Origin of the sequence: Halorubrum tebenquichense DSM 14210 (assembly GCF_000337415.1) — an archaeon.
In the GTDB taxonomy this organism is placed as follows: Archaea; Halobacteriota; Halobacteria; order Halobacteriales; family Haloferacaceae; genus Halorubrum; species Halorubrum tebenquichense.
In genome coordinates this window covers 26,559-45,158 of the sequence record NZ_AOJD01000077.1, presented here as the reverse complement: position 1 = coordinate 45,158, position 18,600 = coordinate 26,559, and the positions used below count along the sequence as shown (strand labels likewise).

At 55.3% G+C, this 18,600-nt stretch carries 16 protein-coding genes and 1 pseudogene; 7 read left to right on the top strand and 10 right to left on the bottom strand.

Annotation, left to right across the window (positions count from 1 at the left end; all coding sequences use genetic code 11):
* Positions 1–33: 33 nt before the first annotated feature.
* The 4 genes from C472_RS14290 to C472_RS14270 form a co-directional block, all read right to left on the bottom strand.
* Positions 34–1,371, bottom strand: a complete 1,338-nt coding sequence (locus C472_RS14290) for a ribonuclease J (protein ID WP_006630560.1) — start codon at positions 1,369–1,371, stop codon at positions 34–36.
* Positions 1,372–1,747: 376 nt separating this feature from the next.
* Positions 1,748–2,377 carry a transcriptional regulator GfcR gene (gene gfcR, locus C472_RS16470; RefSeq protein WP_006630559.1) on the bottom strand — a complete coding sequence of 210 codons (630 nt, stop codon included), beginning with the start codon at positions 2,375–2,377 and terminating at the stop codon, positions 1,748–1,750.
* Positions 2,378–2,452: 75 nt separating this feature from the next.
* Positions 2,453–3,589, bottom strand: a complete 1,137-nt coding sequence (locus tag C472_RS16465) for a mandelate racemase/muconate lactonizing enzyme family protein (RefSeq protein WP_241432985.1) — start codon at positions 3,587–3,589, stop codon at positions 2,453–2,455.
* Positions 3,590–3,889: 300 nt separating this feature from the next.
* Positions 3,890–5,398, bottom strand: coding sequence for a lipopolysaccharide biosynthesis protein (locus C472_RS14270; RefSeq protein ID WP_006630557.1), 1,509 nt, complete (start codon positions 5,396–5,398; stop codon positions 3,890–3,892).
* 314 nt (positions 5,399–5,712) lie between these two features.
* On the opposite strand from C472_RS14270, the gene C472_RS14265 reads away from it, so the two are divergent.
* On the top strand, positions 5,713–6,639 hold the full coding sequence (locus C472_RS14265) for a sugar phosphate isomerase/epimerase family protein (protein ID WP_049906702.1): 927 nt from the start codon (positions 5,713–5,715) through the stop codon (positions 6,637–6,639).
* Positions 6,640–6,667: 28 nt separating this feature from the next.
* Here C472_RS14265 and C472_RS14260 read toward each other — a convergent pair.
* Positions 6,668–7,551 (bottom strand): annotated as a pseudogene (locus C472_RS14260) (IS1595 family transposase).
* Between the two features lie 168 nt (positions 7,552–7,719).
* On the opposite strand from C472_RS14260, the gene C472_RS17110 reads away from it, so the two are divergent.
* Positions 7,720–7,950 carry a hypothetical protein gene (locus C472_RS17110; RefSeq protein ID WP_152420654.1) on the top strand — a complete coding sequence of 77 codons (231 nt, stop codon included), beginning with the start codon at positions 7,720–7,722 and terminating at the stop codon, positions 7,948–7,950.
* A 335-nt stretch (positions 7,951–8,285) separates the two neighbouring features.
* Here C472_RS17110 and C472_RS14250 read toward each other — a convergent pair whose 3' ends face one another.
* Positions 8,286–8,471 (bottom strand): DUF5786 family protein, encoded by a 186-nt coding sequence (locus C472_RS14250; protein ID WP_049906699.1) that lies wholly within the window; start codon positions 8,469–8,471, stop codon positions 8,286–8,288.
* 298 nt (positions 8,472–8,769) lie between these two features.
* Here C472_RS14250 and gnd point away from each other — a divergent pair, with 298 nt between their 5' ends.
* Positions 8,770–9,675, top strand: a complete 906-nt coding sequence (gene gnd / locus C472_RS14245) for a phosphogluconate dehydrogenase (NAD(+)-dependent, decarboxylating) (protein ID WP_049906697.1) — start codon at positions 8,770–8,772, stop codon at positions 9,673–9,675.
* A 129-nt stretch (positions 9,676–9,804) separates the two neighbouring features.
* Positions 9,805–10,311, top strand: a complete 507-nt coding sequence (locus C472_RS14240) for a macro domain-containing protein (RefSeq protein WP_006630553.1) — start codon at positions 9,805–9,807, stop codon at positions 10,309–10,311.
* Between the two features lie 58 nt (positions 10,312–10,369).
* On the opposite strand, the gene C472_RS14235 is transcribed toward C472_RS14240, so the two are convergent.
* The 4 genes from C472_RS14235 to C472_RS14230 form a co-directional block, all read right to left on the bottom strand.
* Positions 10,370–11,230 carry a hypothetical protein gene (locus C472_RS14235; protein ID WP_006630552.1) on the bottom strand — a complete coding sequence of 287 codons (861 nt, stop codon included), beginning with the start codon at positions 11,228–11,230 and terminating at the stop codon, positions 10,370–10,372.
* Positions 11,231–11,530: 300 nt separating this feature from the next.
* Positions 11,531–11,929: a hypothetical protein gene (locus tag C472_RS17105; protein WP_152420653.1), complete on the bottom strand. Its 399-nt coding sequence runs from the start codon at positions 11,927–11,929 to the stop codon at positions 11,531–11,533.
* Positions 11,922–12,611 (bottom strand): DUF7504 family protein, encoded by a 690-nt coding sequence (locus tag C472_RS17100; protein ID WP_152420652.1) that lies wholly within the window; start codon positions 12,609–12,611, stop codon positions 11,922–11,924. The genes C472_RS17105 and C472_RS17100 overlap by 8 nt, the downstream gene beginning before the upstream one ends.
* 487 nt (positions 12,612–13,098) lie before the next feature.
* Positions 13,099–15,018 (bottom strand): beta-CASP ribonuclease aCPSF1, encoded by a 1,920-nt coding sequence (locus C472_RS14230; protein WP_049906695.1) that lies wholly within the window; start codon positions 15,016–15,018, stop codon positions 13,099–13,101.
* 307 nt (positions 15,019–15,325) lie between these two features.
* On the opposite strand from C472_RS14230, the gene C472_RS16460 reads away from it, so the two are divergent.
* The 3 genes from C472_RS16460 to C472_RS14220 all read left to right on the top strand — a co-directional run bounded on the left by C472_RS16460 (position 15,326) and on the right by C472_RS14220 (position 18,591).
* On the top strand, positions 15,326–15,961 hold the full coding sequence (locus tag C472_RS16460) for an IS6 family transposase (protein WP_006630550.1): 636 nt from the start codon (positions 15,326–15,328) through the stop codon (positions 15,959–15,961).
* Positions 15,962–16,201: 240 nt separating this feature from the next.
* Positions 16,202–17,785: a transposase gene (locus C472_RS14225; protein WP_006630549.1), complete on the top strand. Its 1,584-nt coding sequence runs from the start codon at positions 16,202–16,204 to the stop codon at positions 17,783–17,785.
* Between the two features lie 383 nt (positions 17,786–18,168).
* The gene (locus C472_RS14220) at positions 18,169–18,591 is read left to right on the top strand and encodes an arsenate reductase/protein-tyrosine-phosphatase family protein (protein ID WP_275039757.1); all 423 of its coding nucleotides are present in this window, start codon (positions 18,169–18,171) and stop codon (positions 18,589–18,591) included.
* Positions 18,592–18,600: the final 9 nt, after the last annotated feature.

The following is an 18,600-nucleotide window of genomic DNA, read 5'->3' as shown; positions in this document are numbered from 1 at the left end:
TATTATTTCCTGAGTCGATCTCTTCGCTTGAGGTTAGACCAGCTGGAGGATATTCCCGTTCGAACTCACGTGGAGATCACGACCCAGCTTGTAGCCCTGCTTTGCTGCGAGATCGATATAGCCGGAGTACCCCTGCATATCTTGGTGTGACGGGATTACGTGCTGTGGTTGGAGTGCATCAAGCATCTCGTAGTGACCCTCCTGGCGAAGGTGTCCAGAGACGTGGACGTCGTCGTAGATGCGCGCACCCTGCATCCGGAGTAGCTGTTCGGACTGATAGCGCTGCCCCTCGTTTGTTGGTTCCGGAATGATCCCCGCGGAGAAGATTACCTTGTCGCCGTTATCGAGGTCGTACGGTGTCTCGCCGCGACCCATCCGGGTCAACATCGCTCGCGGTTCGCCCTGATGTCCGGTTACGATGGGGAAAAAGTTCTCTTTCCCCTCATTCATGATGCGTTTGAACGCACGATCGACGCTCTTTCGATGGCCGTACATGTCGAGGTCGTTCGGGAATGTCACCGCACCAATGCGCTCTGCAGCCCCGGAGTACTTTTCCATCGACCGTCCCAGCAGGATCGGTTCGCGTCCGATCTCCTCAGCGAATTCGACGAGGCTCGTGACGCGAGCGATATGACTGGCGAACGTTGTTGCGACAATACCCCCGTCGTAATCCTCCATACTATGCATGACATCCTGAAGCTGGTTCCGAGCGACTGACTCGCTCGGTGTCCGTCCCTTTCGATTGGCATTTGTGCAGTCTTCGATGTAACAGAGAACGCCGTCCCGGCCGATCTCGCGGAATCGTTTCAGATCGATCGGATCGCCAACGACTGGCGTGTGATCGATCCGCTTGTCGAGGCCATAGACGATTGCGCCCTCCGGCGTATGGAGGATCGGGTTGATCGCACCGACAACAGAGTGCGTGACGTTGACGAACTCGAGCTGGCATCGATCGCCGACGGCCATCGTCCCACCGGCGTCCATTTCGATGAGCTCGTTTTCGACTGTGAACTTCCCCTCGTCATCGATCTCCTCACGGACGAGTTCGAGCGTGTAGGGGGATGCGACGACGGGTGCGTCGTATCTGTGTGCGAGTTTTCCGATCGCGCCGATGTGATCGAGGTGACCGTGCGTCGGGACGATCGCTCGCACGTCGCCGTCGAGTTCGCTCATAATCCGGTCGTCTGGGATCGCGCCCATATCGATAAGATCGAGCGAGTGCATCCGTTCTGTCTGGATGTCGTCATGAATCAGTACCTTCGAAAGGTTGAGGCCCATGTCGAAGATAACGATGTCGTCGCCGGCACGGACAGCTGTCATCTGTCGTCCGACTTCCTCATAGCCGCCAATAGTCGCAATTTCGATTTCCATAGTTGGGGTCCGATCAGAGTGATCCCAGAACTTGTAAGAGCCCGCCTAGTGAGGGAGAGTCGGTGTGAACCGAACTTCGACAGCCGGTCAGAACGACCAGAACAGTCGAGGTATCTCGGTTACACAGCCTTCTCGGGGACAACGCGTCTTTCGGTTATATAATGACTGACGGCGTCACGTAAATACTCGTGGGTCCGGACTCCGGTTAATCAGCGAGTCAGAAGACCAGATCCACGCCTACACTTGCTTTCTGTGTGTACTTCGTGTTTTGGTCGGTGCTTGTTGATACTGTTCGGTTGTACAATTGAGGAGTATAGGGGATATAGCACCATTTCCATAGAGTCAACAGAGGCAGAATATCATAATCTGTGGGTATTCAAGCAGTAATCGATAGAACATCAATAAGGGAGTATACTGGAACTCCATCGATACTATCCACTCCCTGCTTATCAATTAGTACAGCTGCAGCAACTGGATTTCCCCCTGAGTCGTTAATCGACTCAATAGTTTCATACATCGTCGTGCCACTCGTAATCGTATCATCAATTATACAGCACTCGCGTCCACTGACACGAGCAAAATTTCGGGAGAAACTACCGTCATGTCTCTCGATATTACCCTTCTCCCATTGATGTTTTCGTGGCGTGTACGCAGCGAGGCTGGTATCAAGTGTTTGGGCTACGGTAGTTGCAAGCGGTGTCCCAGCTTTCTCAATACCGACTGTGAGTGATAGGTTTTCATGTTGGTTTGCGATTATATCTGCCATCGCATTCCCAACGTTCGTTAATCGCGTGCTATCACGCCCGATGGCACTCCAATCGACATGAATATCGTGTGGTTTCTTTTGCTCTACTGATTTGGAATCCCAGTTTGTCGATTTATTTCGAGCGACCAGCCAGCTAGCAGTTTCACGAGAGACGTTCAGTTCATCTGCGATTTCCCCTTTTGACATCCCCCGATTAGCTAAAGAAGCGGCATCTGAGATGAGATCATCAACGTTCTTCATTTTGTGGAACTTAGAGTGCGGAGTGTTATATGTACCGTCCTGAATGCTCACTCTATTAGCGGGGTTTGAACGGAGCTATGGACGTTTGAGTGCCCCTTCCTCATCGAAGAGGCTGTGACTATCTTTTGGTTCCCCGGGATGTTCGCGAGCAGCGTCTGGATGGAATGTCACACCCAGTCCCGGATCATCTGGGACCTCAATAACTCCATCTTCGACGGTGTAATCGTGTTCGATAATCTCGTCGGCCCACTCCACGTCTCGACTCATGTGTTCGAGGACCTCGAGATTCTCGAGACCGGCACAGAGGTGGACCGATGCGGCCGTACTGACGCCGGCATTCGGGTTATGGGGTGCAATGGTCATATACCGTGATTTCGCCATCGAAGCTGCGTGCTGAACCTCTTGAAGACTTCCGTAGTTGGTCACATCCGGCTGGATGATGTCACAAGCCTGCTTTCGGACGAGGTCCTCCATGGTTTCATTGTTGTAGATACGTTCGCCCGTTGCGACCGGCATGTTGACGTGCTGAGTGACGTTGGCCATTACCTCACGGTCTTCAAGCTCGACAGGCTCTTCGAGAAACATAATGTTGTACTCTTCGAGTGCGTTTGCGACCTCGATCGCTCCGCGCCGGGTGAATCGACCGTGACAGTCGAGAGCGACACCGACATCCCATCCTACGGCATCTCGAACGGCTTCGAGGAGGTTGGCAACTTCGTCGATCTGTGAGTCTGTCAGCGAGTACTCGTAGTGAGCGAACGGGTCACACTTTAGCGCTGGATACCCTTGTTCGCCAACTGCCTTCTTAGCATGATGTGCGTAGTTTTCTGGTGTACGCTCACCAATGTGCCAGCCATTCGCATAGACTGGAATCTCGTCGTGTACCTTCCCGCCGAGGAGCTTCCAGACTGGTTCACCGTAGTACTTGCCCGCGATATCCCACAGTGCGATATCGATCGCCGCAGCGACCGCGTTGATGAGCTTGCCGGCTCGCCACGCGAAGGGATAGCGCCGGAGCTTTCGATTGATTTGTTTCCGATTCAGCGGGTCCTCGCCGATCACGTAGTGCTTGTGTGCTTCTGCGGTGGCTTCGAGAGCTGGGGTCAGGCCCTCACCACTTAGTGCCTCACCGACACCGGTGATGCCTTCGTCTGTTTTGACCTGGACGAAGAACCAGTTCCGCCAGTCGGCGTCGACGACGAACGTCTCCACATCAGTAACTCGCATACAAACACAATTTGAAGGAGGAAAAAAAGCTGTTCCGGCTTCGATCGCCCGAGTTTATTTCGCCGATGGTCGCGCCGGCCTGTCCGAGTGTACCGTCGGAAGCCTCGGAATCGCCGGAAGAGGGAGCCTTCGGAGGCGGTGTGAGTATGTTTTCCCCTCGAACTACTCTCCCGACCGGCTCGCCTCCCATCTGTTCGGTCGTGGATTCACTGGGGATCTAGGGCGAAACGCGGGAGCGCCGTCGGCTCCGAGTTCCGCGTGACCAGGCGGGACGCGGAGCCGCCGTTAGCTCTGTACTTCGGCGACGACGTACCGGAGGTCCCGTTTAATTCCCCAACTGAACAGCTCGTCGAGCAACAGCACCGAGAGGGTGTACACGACGGCCCCAGCGGGTACGGTAAAGAGCAGCTCGAACAGCGGAGTGACATCGAGTAGCCCGTGCGCGTACCAGAGAGTCCCGAACATGACTGCCGACCCGACCGTCGGGTAAAGGTACTCGTGGAGGATCTCGAGGGGGTGGGCTCGCGTGAGCGTCGAGACGGCGTAGACGTCGAGCGGGAACATCGGGAAGAGGTAGACGCCGATGATAGCGCCCGCGGTCCCGGCGACGCCCCACTGCGCCGTCGCCGGCCAGATGACGACCGCGAGACAGGCGATGCGGATCGTGTCGAGTTTCATGTTGTAGTCGGGACGTTCGAGCGCGTTGAACACGCCGCCGAAGTACCGCGTTATCCCGTGCAAGAGCCCGAACACCGACAGTAGCTGGAGCGGGAGAATCATCGGCGTCCACTGCTCACCGAGAACGACGGGCACGAACGACGGCGCGATGAGTGCCATGCCGGCCGAAACGGGAAAGACGACCACAGCGACCAGTCGGGTCGTCCCCAGCAGTGCGTCCCTGAGCGCCGCGGGGTCGTCCTGTAGCTTCGAGTACGCCGGGAAGGTGACTGACGAGATCACCGCTGTGAACTGCGAGGCGGGCATGTCGGCGATCCGGTGGGCGTACTGGTAGAATCCGAGCGCGGTCGCGGACAGAAACCACCCCACGAACACGTCGTCACCCTCGCTGTGGAGGAACTGCGTGATGGACGACCCCGTGATCCATTTCCCGAAGTGGACGAGTTCCCACAGCGTCTCGCGGTCCACCGACGGCCGCGGGCGGTAGTCGTGAAGGACGTACGACAGCACCACTTTCGACGCGCTCACGCTGACAAATCCGGCGACAAGCGCCCACACGGTCGGGCTGACGAGCGCGTACCCGATACCAACGAAGAAGCGGGCGAAGCTGCTGGTCGTCTGGTAGACGAACTCCTTGTGGAACTCAAGATCCTTCTGGAAGTAGACGACGGCGGGATTCTGTAATCCAGACAGAAGCGGCGAGAAAGCGATAACGCGAATGATGGCCGTCAACTCCGAGTTCGCCTCGCCGAAGAACCGCGCGATGTACGGCGCTGCGAGGAACAGCACGACGGCGATCAGTACCCCCCGACCGATCGCTAGCATCCACGCGGTGTTCAGATACTCGTCGATGTCCTCCGCCTTCTGCTGGACGAGCGCGGTGTTTATGCCGACGTCGCTGAACCGCTTCATCGCGCTCAGCGTCAACAACGCGACGCCGAGTATGCCGAAGTCGCGCGGGGAGAGCAACCGCGCGAGGACGAGGAGCATCAGGAGATACGAGCCCTGACTGAGGAATCGGATCATGGTCATCCAGACGCCCCCTTTTGCGGCCTGCTGGACGACAGAGCCCCTCGGGACCAACTTCTTGATGAGTTCTCGAAATCGATCCCTCATCGCCGTCGGAGACTCCCGAGCCGAACGAAATTCGTACGGTTCCGTTTCATGTGGGAGACATATTACATCGTGAGTATAGGTATTCAGGACTTATCAGACGATAAACGGCTCTTACTCGGCACTACGCGGACGACCGAAGTGTGTCCGTGTTAGAGCGTCCGGGCTCTGAGGGCTGTTTCGACCGCTCAACGTCGTCACAGTCGTCGAAAACGAGGCCTGCGACCCATAGGTTCCGGATGTCATGGGGCTGTACGGGTCGAAGTATCGGCGGTAGGAGCCGTATACTAATTTGTTTCTCTGTTTGAGTTTCAGATATGACTACATCGCCGCGCACCGCTTTTCAGTTGTACAGTGTCCGGTCGCATCCCGATTCGCTTCCCGAGATAGTTCGTCGAGTCGCGGCGGCCGGATACGAGGGTGTGGAGTTCGCTCACCGATTTCGGCGGGAGTCTCCCGAAGAGATCGCCGTTGCGCTCGACGAGACCGGGATTGAGCCGGCCGCGGTACACGCTGACCTCCCGGCCATCGAAGACTCGCTCGCCGGCAAGACAGACCTGTTGGAGCGGTGTGCGACCGTCGGCTGTGATCGGCTCGTCGTCGCGCACCCCGACTCGGCGCACTTTCAGACCCGAGAGTCCGTTCGCACACTCGTAGAGCGCCTGAACGACGCGGCGACGGCACTAAACGATCGGGGACTGGAACTGGGACTCCACAACGACCGGCGATGGCTGTACCCGTTGCTGCCGGGTAGCGTCGAAACGCTCATCGAGGCGACGTCGATACCGGACGGAGCGGTCGATTACATCCAAGAGGCCGGCCGGCGACTTCGGGCCAAAAACACCGGCGGTGTCGCCCGCAGGACTCCGCTCTGGCAGCTCATCGCAGAGACGGATGCTGCCATCTGGTTCGAACTCGAGGTGGCCGAACTCCACGCCGGCGGCGTTGCGCCGAGCGAGGCGCTGTCGTTGCTCGGTCGTCGAGTGGAGATGATCCATCTCCGCGACGTAGCCCCGGGCTCCGGGCTCGACGACCACGAGAGCGTCCCACACGGTGATGGCGTCGTGGATATGGAACGGATACTCGAGATTGCAGACGATACCGATGTCGAATGGGTCGTGTACGAGAACGAACTGGACACGCCCCCAGAGGAGAAAATCGACGACGGTCGACGATTCTTCGATCGAATGCTCGGCGAACAATCCACGACGACCGAACCGGTACACCGCAAGAGTATATCTTAACGCTCTTGTGGCGGAGATTGTTGGTGAGTCATAGCGCAGTTTCGAGGATGGTTTTGAGCGCTTCTTTCCCCGGTTTTCGGAACACGTCACGACGGAGCTGAAACGCTCGGTGACACGGTGTAAGTCTGTCTTTAGAGACGCCTTGATGCGGCGAGAGCCACCGTCGCGCCAGCGACGCGTGGCTCTCGCAGGTGTTCACGTGAACGTCTCCATCGACGTACTCACCGTCACCGTGGACGACATATTCACGAGTGAATTCGTCGGCCTCCTCTAGCGGTTTGTACGCTCGAAAGCCGTCAGTATAGACGGTTAACGACTCCTGCTGGCCGACTGCCAGCTGGAGTCGGATCCGCGATTCGGTCGCGGTTTGAGCCGGGACCACGCATCGCTCACCGCTGCCACGGTCTGCGAGAACAAATACAGGGGGCTTGTCCTCAGCCTATGTTCCACGTCCGCGCGTAGACAGGCCACACGAGCGCGACGGCTGGTCGCGCTCGCGGCCTTTGAGCCCCGCTTTCACGTAGAATTCGTCGATCTCAACAGGACCTTTGAGATGGAGTCGAGGCGCGTCCAGCGCTCGTAGGAAGCGCTGGACGCGTCGGTAGACGTCTTGTACGAAACGTCAATCTCTACGTCTAACAGCCTAACACTCGTGTTGAAGCGGATGTACATGTAGACCGCAAGAAACCATTTCTTGAGTTCGACCGCTGAGTGTTCGAAGATCGTGCCGGTCTGATCGTTGAACGTGCGGTCGCAATCCTTACAGAGATATCGTTGAAACACGCGATAGCTGCCGTACCGAATCATAGATTCGCCACGGCAGCGCGGGCAATAGACGCCGTCGCGCCAGCGAACCTGTTCAAGCAGGTTCGCGGCGCGACGCTCCGAGACGAACGTCTTGATAGGGAACATCGTTCGTCGGGTGACGTGACCGCGTCACCCCTGCCTGCTGTGACTTCCAGCGACTGCTGAGAACTCACCAACAATCCTCTCCCCAAGAGCGTTTAACAAAGTAATACAATCTAAATTCAAGTGTCCATCTGATCCCCGTAACCACTTCACCGCGATATAGTTCTTTGTATGAGTGAAGATGTCCCAGATCAAGAGACTGCGAGTGAACTTGCGAAAGAATATGCCGATAATGAGTGTGTCGGTCAACTCGGTGATATTACTGACATCGAAGAACGCGACGCGGAGTGGCAAATCGAATTTGAGACCCACACGCTCTCCGATACACATACCCATCGCATCAGAATCACCAAATTCGCCGGAAACGTGATTTCATACGACCGATTGAGCCGCTTCGAATGAATTCGGTATCCCGGATCTATGTCCTTTCTTCGTCGATTTTCGGGAATCCAGTTCTATCGACATCGACGCGTACGTGTTCGATAGCGGTATCGAGATCGAAATCTCGAACGATCTCTCCATCACGGATGAGTGGTTCGAGTAGTGCGTCGCCATTGGACGGAGCTTCTTGCGACGCCAATGTAATATGGTGGCCACCGTCGTCGGAGTTTTGTTGAATTGTCATAAACTACTCGAAGTCGACGGTGAGCAGTTTATCGAAGTGCTTTGAGAGGATGTCAAGGACACAATACAGTTGACCAGTGCGTAATAGCGGAGAATAGCGCTTGGTGTCGATTTTACTCTTCGTCAGCGCCGTCTTTGATTTCTGCGAGTTGGTCAACGAGGTCATCTGTATCCGCGTCTGTTTCGAACGTGATCTCACCCTCGTGTTGGTTTTCGTGAACACTTACGCCTTCACTGTCATCATCGGCGCTGACGTCCTGGTTCTGCTGCTCGGATTCATCGTAGCTCCCAAAACCCATATATAACAATATCGGCGCTGTGAACTAAAAACAACCGGTGTGCTAGCTGTCAGTTACGTAAGGCTCACTATACGATACCAAGATAGATGGGGCTGCGCTTTCCATCTCGAGAGAGAATGACTGATAACATTACACAGTGTCCGGAATGCGGGTGGACCGGACACGAGTCTGACTTCGAAGTGGATGGAAACGAGCGCAAGTGCCCCGTCTGTCAATACACGATGAAACGCGTCTAAAATCTCAATCCAGTATCGAAACAGTCGAGACCCGACCGTGACGACGCGTACGTAGAGTGAATATGAAACTCGGAGTGATTGGACTCGGACGGATGGGACAGATCGTTGTCGATCGAGTGCTCGCCGCTGACCACGAGGTCGTCGCCTTCGATATTGACGACGATGCGGTTGCCACCGCTGTCGAACGGGGTGCAACAGGAGCTACTTCCATTCCAGACGTTGCCGCCCAACTCGGTGATGAGAAGCGCATCTGGCTCATGGTACCTGCAGGCGATCCGGTTGACGCTGCGCTCGATGAACTGGAACCATCGCTCGCTGCTGATGATATCGTCGTCGACGGTGGTAACTCGAACTTTCGCGACTCGAGCCGTCGTGCTGAGAACACTGATGCGGCGTATCTCGACTGCGGAACGAGTGGTGGGCCTGCCGGTGCTGAACTCGGATTTTCACTCATGATCGGTGGCCCGCAGTGGGCGTACGACGAACTCACACCGGTCTTCGATGCGATCGCAACCGGCCCAGACGGCCACGACCGGTTCGGCCCGTCGGGAGCAGGTCACTACGTGAAAATGGTTCACAACGGCGTTGAATACGCGCTCATGCAGGCGTACGGTGAAGGATTCGAACTGCTCGCGAACGGTCGCTACGATCTCGACCTCGAAGCGGTCGCGAAGACGTGGAACAACGGTGCAGTCATCCGATCGTGGCTACTCGAACTCTGTGAGGAAGCGTTCCGTGAGGAAGGTAACGACTTGGGGGACGTTGCGGACTACGTCGCGGGTGGCTCAACAGGTACCTGGACCGTCCAAGAAGCGCTCGAACAGGAAGTCCCGGTTCCACTCATCTATGGTGCCCTAGCTGAACGCTTCAGTAGTCGCGACACGCGATTCTCACGGCGGCTTGCCAACCGTCTCCGGTATGGGTTCGGGCGTCACGAGATTAAGCGACAGGGCAAAGATAAAGAATAATTATCTGCTGATAGTGTCGTCTCGAAGTCGAACTCGCCTCTCTCGGAGTGGCATTTCGCTTCGATATCTGAATTAGTGGTATGAAGATTACCGGGTGGATTTTACTGTCTAGTCTGTGTACCTCTGCGTATGGAGTTCACCGTCATTCAAGGCGATGTCGCAGCCGAGAGTGCGGATGCACTGGTGAACGCCGCCGGAACGAGCTTACAGATGGGGAGCGGTGTCGCTGGTGCACTCCGACGTGGTGCAAACGGACCGATCAACGAGGAGGCCGTCTCGAAAGGTCCCGTTGACCTCGGTGGCGTGGCCATCACTGATGCGTACGACCTCGATGCCGACTACGTGATTCACGCAGCGACGATGCCCCACTATGGAGACGGTCGAGCGACCGCCGAAAGCATTCGCGAAGCCACTCGAAACACACTCGAGAAAGCCGACGAACTCGGCTGTGAGTCACTCGTCATTCCGATACTCGGGACCGGAGCTGCCGGCTTCGACTTCGAGACGGGCGCACAGCTGATCTGTGAAGAAGTCTGGTCGTACGAGCCCACGTCGCTCACCGATGTTCGTGTGATCGCGTATTCGGAGCCGGAATATCAGACAGTTACTGATATCGCGGATCAGTTACAGTCATAATACGTAGCCCTCTCGCTTGGTTCCGCCATTTTCAGCCACAAATATTGGGGGACACTGGTCACACGATAGTACTCTGGAACTCCTCACGAATCGTATCCACGATCGCCTCTCGATCGTAGTCTCCTGCAGTTGCGCTTACGAGTGCGATGTCGTCTTCGTCGACTGGAATCCAGATTTGGAGAAACCCCTGCGCACCGTCCATGTACCCGACTTTCGAGGCCGGTTTCTGCCAGAGCTCAGCCGGTTCGCCGGTGTATTTCGGATGAATTCCCTTAGGAAGAGGGTTCGTTGTCTCCTGTCTGAAGTCCGGATCTGTCTCGAGCTCCTCCCGAATATCCGCTGTGATCGTGTGTCGGTCAGCATCTTCCTCGATTCGCGTGTTTACCGTCCGGACTGTTTGCGAGATGAACTTCTCCAGCGTCTTGTCCGGGACGATCTTGTCGATGTCCTCGAAGATCTCTTGCTCTCGAATCTGTGGCGTTCCACTGATTCCTGAGACGATCTGATCGTCTTCTGGCTCGTAACACACACCGAAATTCGCTCGTGGACGTTCACCTAATTGTGGCTGATAAACATCTGGGAGTTCGAGAAGTCGGGCAATCTCGAGTTCTCTGTACACACCATACTGCGTCCGGAGGAAAAGTTTGAATTTCGATATCTCTTCGCGTGATGGAGAGAGGAAAATGAAGCGTTGAAGTACCTCCCGATCGGGCGCGTCATCGTGGTAAAAAAAGGTGTGTGTCTCGTAGTCCTTAAGCGCAAACCAGACGAGGTAATCGACTGGGCCGTCGTCGACGAAGATGGCTTCTTCAACGGGCTGCTCGGTGAATTTCGGACAGCGCTCACAGAAGGTATCGACCAGATGTTGGACGTAATCTCCTGGGTCGAGTCCGTACTCAGAAATGAACTCCCGAGGCATATGTGGCCCTACGAGTGATCGTCGATAAAAGGCACCCGAAGCGTCAGAACTTGGCAACAGCTGTCACTGGGGGTTCCGAGAACAAGTGCGGCTCGGTTATGGCTGTCATCACAAAGGGCTCAGTGCGGGGGTAAATGGATCGTCATCGCCGCACTCAAGCATCTCTTTTCGACCGGCTGTATTCAGTTTTCCTTTCTAGATTCGGCTCGTATCACGATCTATCTCTGTTGATGACTTCTCAGACGGTAATAAATCGATTATTAAATTATTGGCGCTCACGCAGGAATATCTAGAAATACATCACCTAAATCGTCGGATTAATCGCCCGATTGTAGGGAGAGATCGATCTCCTCTGAACGTCGTAATCGTTTCGCGTATGGCCTCGATTTGAGGGTCAGAAGGCGAGAGTGATCCCTCCGCTAGCCGCTGAGAGAGCATTTCGATGAACGACTCTGCGCCTTCCACAGCATCTTCGACTGTGTCGTATTCGTCGATAGGGTAATCGTGCCGGACATGTGTTGACGTTCGATTAATCGCCAATAAGCGGAGCTCAAATTTCCCATCGTCTATTTTTGGTATCACCGAGACAACAAACAACGTTTCATCTGCTATTTCGTGGTGATACTCGACGACAGCAGCGCTATACCTTCCTTCCTCGCGTTTCTTTGTCCACGCTGTTGGAATGCCAATATTAGTCATCAGTACCACCGTCGAGAACGGATCGACTGTGTCGTCCCCTTGTCGGCTGATAGTCGAACGTGAGACGATCAGGTGAGGGACGAGTGACCCAGAGTACTCCATCAACGAGGGTAGCAATCGCTGCCATCGTCTCCTCATCGTGGGCTGTGTAGTCGATTCCGAGGAGACAGAAGCCAGATTCAGAACGAAAACCAGTGACTCGCTCGAAAACAGCACTTACACGAGTGAGAGACGACGCCTCGAGAATCGGCGTGAGCGACCGGATGAGGAGGTGCTGCGCTCCATTACTCGGTGCCGAACTGTCGGAGAGGTCGGAGAGAGCCATAACCAGCCGTTCAAGATCGCTCGGCGAAGGTGTGAAGACGACGTGTGTCTCGCCATAGAGCGCTGAGACGGATTGGTGCTCTGAAACTGTGTCGACGATATCGATCAATGGCTGTTTAGTCTTCTCCCCCAGACGGTCATAGACCGTAATCGTTCGATCGGCACTCTCTGTCGTCGTGACGACAAAAGCTGTATCCTCTTCGGTCCCTTGCTCACAGAGAAGACGGAGACACACGGCGTACTGTGATGGGTCACCCGCGGTCGCGACGAGAACGGTCGACCCACCGCTGAGGCTGGCTGGAACTGATTCAACTTGTAAGGTCTCTATCTCGACGGGACTATCGGAGTCTCCTCCCATTGGTCAGCTGTCACCACGAGGCTGCGGATTGTTCGTTGAACCCGTCAGCTGAGACAGCGTCTGTTCAGGGTAATATCGAGCTTCACATGCCGGACACTCGGCGATACGGACCTGACCTTGCCAACTCGTCGTGACCGGAAGGTCCCGTGCGTGGACCGTTTGTTCGATAAGCTCCGTGTCACACTCCGCACAGGGTATATCTATTTCATTCATGGTGGATACGTGGGTCGTGCCCAGTCCCGTCAGGGAGACCCAGGGCCACCGCAGACGGGTCGGCATCCGGCACGGCGCATCTCAGAGCAGTGCCATCGAGGGACGCCCCCGTAGTGGCGGCGAACCGATGGGCGAGCGAAGAAAGGACGGGACGGAGCCCTTAGTACGACACAAACTCGTAGTGTGTGGGATAAATAGGTTTCGGACACCTATTGTAATGGACTGTACATCTCTCAAAAGATTATTCAAGTTCCTTGGGTGTATAGCTTCCAGTTCAATCAAATCGGAATGTTTCCATATTCTTTGGTGATTGGGTTCTGATATTGAATTTCTGATACAGCCCGGACGAGAACTGATCTGTCGACGATTCATCGCCGTGGACACAGAGAACTCTCTCTGGACGGGGGTTCATCGTTCCCACGAAGTCCTCGAGGCCGTTCCGGTCAGCATGGCCAGAAAATCCACTCACCGATTCGACGTCGAAGCGGAGTGTCAATTGCTCGCTGCGACTTCCACGATCACTGAACGGGATCTCACGTCGGCCACTCTGAATACGTCGTCCCAACGTACCTTGGGCTTGGTAGCCAACGAAAATGAGCGTATTCTTTGGGTCATTTCCAAGTAATTCTAGCCACGACATTATTGGTCCGCCCGTCACCATCCCGGAGGTCGAGAGGATGATACAGGGCTCGCCACCTGCAATATCTTCCCGCATCTCCTGACCACCGTCGACCTGTTGGAACTGGTCGGCAAGGAACGGATTCTCGTCATCGTGAAGAATTCGTTGACGGAGTCCGTCGCGGAGGAACTCCGGATAAGCCGTGTGGATCGCCGTCGCCTCCCGAATCATTCCATCGAGATAGATCGGCATCGTTCGGAGTCGATCCTCACGCATTGCTTCCTCTAGAACGAGCATCAATTCCTGTGATCGACCGACGGCGAACGCTGGAATCACGACTATCCCGTCTTGTTCGTATGTGTCGTTGATTAGCTCGGTAACTTTTCGCTCGCTGTCTTCCTGGTCGGTCTGGTAGTCGTTGCGCCGTCCATACGTCGACTCCATGATAAGTGACTCGACGCGAGGAAAGTCGTTTGATGCCCCGTTGAACAGGCGTGTATCCGTATGGTGAATGTCTCCCGAGAAGACCACGTTGTGGAAGCCGTCGCCGACGTGAAAGTGTGCGACTGCGCTGCCGAGAATATGGCCGGCATTGTGGAGGGTGAGCTTGATATCCGGCGCAATGTCGGTGACGTTGCCATAGTCGACCGTAATCGTGTGTTTGAGTTCTTCCCGAACCATCGCACTCTCGTACGGTGGAGTACGCCCCTCCTTGGCCGCGACATCGAGGTAGTCGAGTTGGAGTAGACCCATCAAGTCGCGGGTCGCTTGTGTCGTGTACACCGGGCCATCGTACCCGTACTTGAATAGGAGCGGGAGCAACGCACTGTGGTCGAGATGGGCATGAGTCAAGACGACAGCGTCGAGATCTGCGATCGGATTTGCCTCCGGAATCTGGAGGTACGGAACCTCACCCTCCGCACCGGGTTTATCACCGCAGTCGACGAGAATTCGCGATTCTGGAGTACTGAGAATAAAACTCGCTCGTCCGACCTCACGACAGCAGCCGAGTGTCGTGACGCGAACCCACTCGGTGTCGTGCATCGGTTCGCGGTGGATTTGATCCCCCACCCGTTCGAGAAACTTGCGGTGCTCGTCGCGCTCCTGCATCAGGAAATTCCGGACGTTATCGACTGTCGACGATTCCATCGGCGGTGTTCGGAGCACTTCGGGCGTCCAGCCAACTTCCTGTGTGATTTCACGGAGGGTGCTCGCGCGACGACCAATCACGAGCCCCGGCTTTTCGGCTTCGATGAGCACCTCACCGGTCGCAGGATAGAACTCTAGATTCGTAATACCGGCATCTTCCGGGATGAGATCGAGAATTCTGGGTTTGGCATCTGACGGGCTCGCCTGCGTGCCCGCAGCGGGTCTAACCGTGATTCGTTTGCGAACCGTACTCGCGAGTTTCCGGATTAATCCATCCTGCTCGGCAAACTTCCGTGGTGTCTCAGTGTAGATGACAAGTTCGGGGCCCTCGTAGGTTACCCGTGAGATATCAAGATCGTCCGGAATCTCATCCTCTATCTGAGACTGTACACGATCGAGTGAATTGACGTTGTCGTCAGTACTCATATTTGGGCGAGAGTTTATTTTCTAAGTGATTGGCTATACTACAAATATATCCATCTGTCGACGAGGATATCGGCTGCTGAGGGAACTCCATGGCCATAGATTTTCGAGTTGTGGGAAACATTCACTGATCGCTGCTCTCCGCGACTTCCCCACCACGCTGAGGTGAGAAAGCTCGATACAGTATGCTCCCCAGTGTACGAACGAATGAAATCGTTCAGTTGAGACTTTTCGAGGGCTGGTATAAACCTTTTCGGGGCGGTGTTCAGATAAGGATGAAGAATGAGGCGGAACGATCTTCTAGTGGTTCATGCCAGAAATCGCCCGCCTCAACGGAGGTAGCGATTGCTTCGAGTTAGATTTTGTGGAGCGAGAAGCGACACCCGAGCCGGCGATGAAGCTCGGTATCCGACTCCATTTAGCTGGACTCTCACTTTCGGATACAGTCTCGATTCTTGATAGGTTGGGTGTCGATCGGTGTCGAACTACCGTCCATAATTGGGTTCAGAAGGCCGATCTACAGCCGCGTAGAGGTGCTAACCCGGATCACGTTGCGGTTGATGAAACTGTGATCCAGCTCAACGACAGACGATACTGGCTGTACGCTGCCGTCGATCCCGCAACGAACCGCTTGCTACACATCAAGCTCTCTCCGACGAGAAATTCTGCGATCTCTTCGATGTTTCTCTCCGAACTCCGCGAGAAACATCAGGTCGACAATGCGGTCTTTCTCGTTGATGGCGCGCCTTGGCTTCACGCCGCCTGTCATCGTCACGGGCTCCGATTCCAACACGTCACACATGGGAATCGGAATAGCGTCGAACGTGTCTTCCGTGAAGTAAAACGCCGTACTAATCAATTCTCAAACTGTTTTAGCCACGCTGAAGCAGATACCGTCGAAAATTGGCTTCAAGCTCTCGCCTTCGCATGGAACCAGCTTATCTGAACACTACCTCAAAGCCTAGTTCGGTTCGTTCAAATATCGAACCAAGCTCTTCTATAGCCGGTTCCTCCATGATGTTGCCTAGATATCAGTAAATTGCTAGATCAAGGTCTGTGTAGCTGCTTATAATGTCATCTTCTGATTTTGACACCTTTAATCCACTCAAAGTATTGATTTTGTAATCTCCTCTCAACACATTGTATGAGTACCTCTGACGATTCATCTCCTAATGAGAATCCTCGAATGCGTTACCTGTGTGAAGCGTACCAGCTGGGGATCACTATCCGAAACGAACTCAAAAAAGTCAATCTCGTCACCGCGTTCGAAAACCTCGATCACTCGATAGACACGATCGAAGATGGGTATCCAGCGTGGCATCCTGCGCCACTCTCCTTTCGCGCGATAATCCTCTCATTCGTGTTCATGGAGGTCACTGGGGGTTCGTACGCCGACTTCACTCGACGACTCACCCGACAACCGGAAGCAGCGACTATCCTCGGCTTCAGTCGAGTGCCCGACGAATCAGCGTTCTCGCGAGCGTGGAAAAACCGATTCGACGACACAGCCCACGAATACGCCCGCGCTGCTGCCCACTTCGTTGTCAAAGAAGTCCACGATCGCGACATCTCAGCGCCGGAGGTGCGGCCAAAGGCAGAGATCGTCGACGACACGCAAGAAGATACAGACCCAGTAGAAGACGAATCCTTCTCACAGGACGAGATTATCCAGACGACACGCCTCGCGCGTGATCACGCCTACGGACACTTCGACTCTGGTCGGGCGTCGAACGCCTCGTACGAGGACACACAATTTTTCGAGCTACAGACGTTCATGGGGATGGTTCGGTGCGGAACCGCACAGGGGGCGACTCGCTTCCAATATCGTCGTGGCGAAGAGTACGGACCGCATGGCGACACCCACCTCCGCACCGTCAAGCAGTTCGAACCTGACGAGCTCATAAACAGCTTCAATGAGACAACGGACCGCTTGCTCTCCGTGATCGCCTCAGAAGCATCGTTCCGCCGGCCAGTCACTGCCGCGATCGATATCACCGCCATTCCCTACTACGGGGATACCGAGGAGATGCCGATGGTCAGCGGGACCAAAGACAGAGACAGTCGAGCCTTCAAATTCGCAACGCTCTCGATCATCGGACAGAATATCCCACTCGTTCTCGCCGTGGAACCGGTTCGAGAGAGCTCTGAGTGGGATGAGAACCCGTCGAATCAGATCCATCGTACTGTGCGACAGCTCGTTCGACGAGCGAAAGAGCATGTTCCAATCGAGACAGTGCTGTGTGATCGGGAGTTCGACTCGATACAAGTGTTCCAGACACTCTCAAACCTCGATGTGAACTACCTCATACCCAAGCGGGTCTCCAGCTCCGAACAGGATGTACTCGAACAGATGGAGGAAGACGACCAAGAGGTGGCCGTTGAGTCGGCTTCTGTCCATGTAGAATCTGGATCGCATCCAATGCGGCTGCTGTACGTGCCGTCGACAAGCGGTGAGGGGACGGCCGTCTTCGCGACGAATCTCCGAGTCGCTCCCGAGGAAGCTGAGACATTCTGTCAGCGCTACAGCCGTCGGTGGCAGATCGAGAGTGAGTACAAATCGATCAAAGGTGATTTTCTCGCGAAGACTTCCTCGAAAGACTACCGCGTTCGCTTGTTCTATTTCGTGTTCGCGGTCCTGTTGTACAATATCTGGCGGCTCACCGACTTCCTGCTGAAAGCGGACATCGACGGCGAGATGCACTACGCACCTGTAATTACTGCGGGCGAGTGTGTTGAGCTCGTTGCCTCGGCGTTGATCCCGCACGACTAATCGGCTGAACTCTTGCTGGGTCCGCCGCTCAAGAGTGACAACCGTATTCAGCAGTACCAAAATCCACGCAATTTCGTACGCTCGTCCGGTAGTTCGAGAGTAAGAATTCAAAATCGGTCCCTGGCTGCTGAGAATCACCACAACTTGATGGCGATTCGATCCAAAACTAGCTTATCCTCCGAAAGTGTGAACATCCACAACCTCGGAGGATGGATCTGATGCGTGCCTTATAATCGGATGGTTTTTCTGTGAACAAATTAGGCCGGTGAAATTCTCGTTGTATATCGCTCTATAGGGCTCTATATGGGTGTGAAGTAACGACTATACTGGCACCTCTCGCATAGGAAGTTGTGACTCAACACAGCGATCAGTCGAGCCACCAGATCGCGTTCGTCTGTGTCCAGAACGCGGGACGGAGCCAGATGGCTGCCGCGTTCGCCGAGCGAGAGCGTGACCGTCGCGACGCAGCCGATCGGATCGGGATCATCACCGGCGGGACACAGCCCGCCGATCACGTTCACGACATCGTCATCGAGGCGATGGCAGAAGTGGACATCGACATTAGCGACCGGACGCCCCGAGAGGTGACGCCCGAGGAGCTCCAGGCGGTCGACCTCGTCGTCACGATGGGCTGTTCGGCCTCGGACGTGTGCCCAGCGACGTGGAACGGTGAGAACCGCGACTGGGGACTCGACGACCCCCACGAGCGTCCGATTGAGGAGGTCCGCGAGATCCGCGACGAGATCGAAGCGCGCGTCGTCGCCTTGTTCGACGAACTCCTATCGGAGACACCGTCTACGGAGTGAGACGGGGAG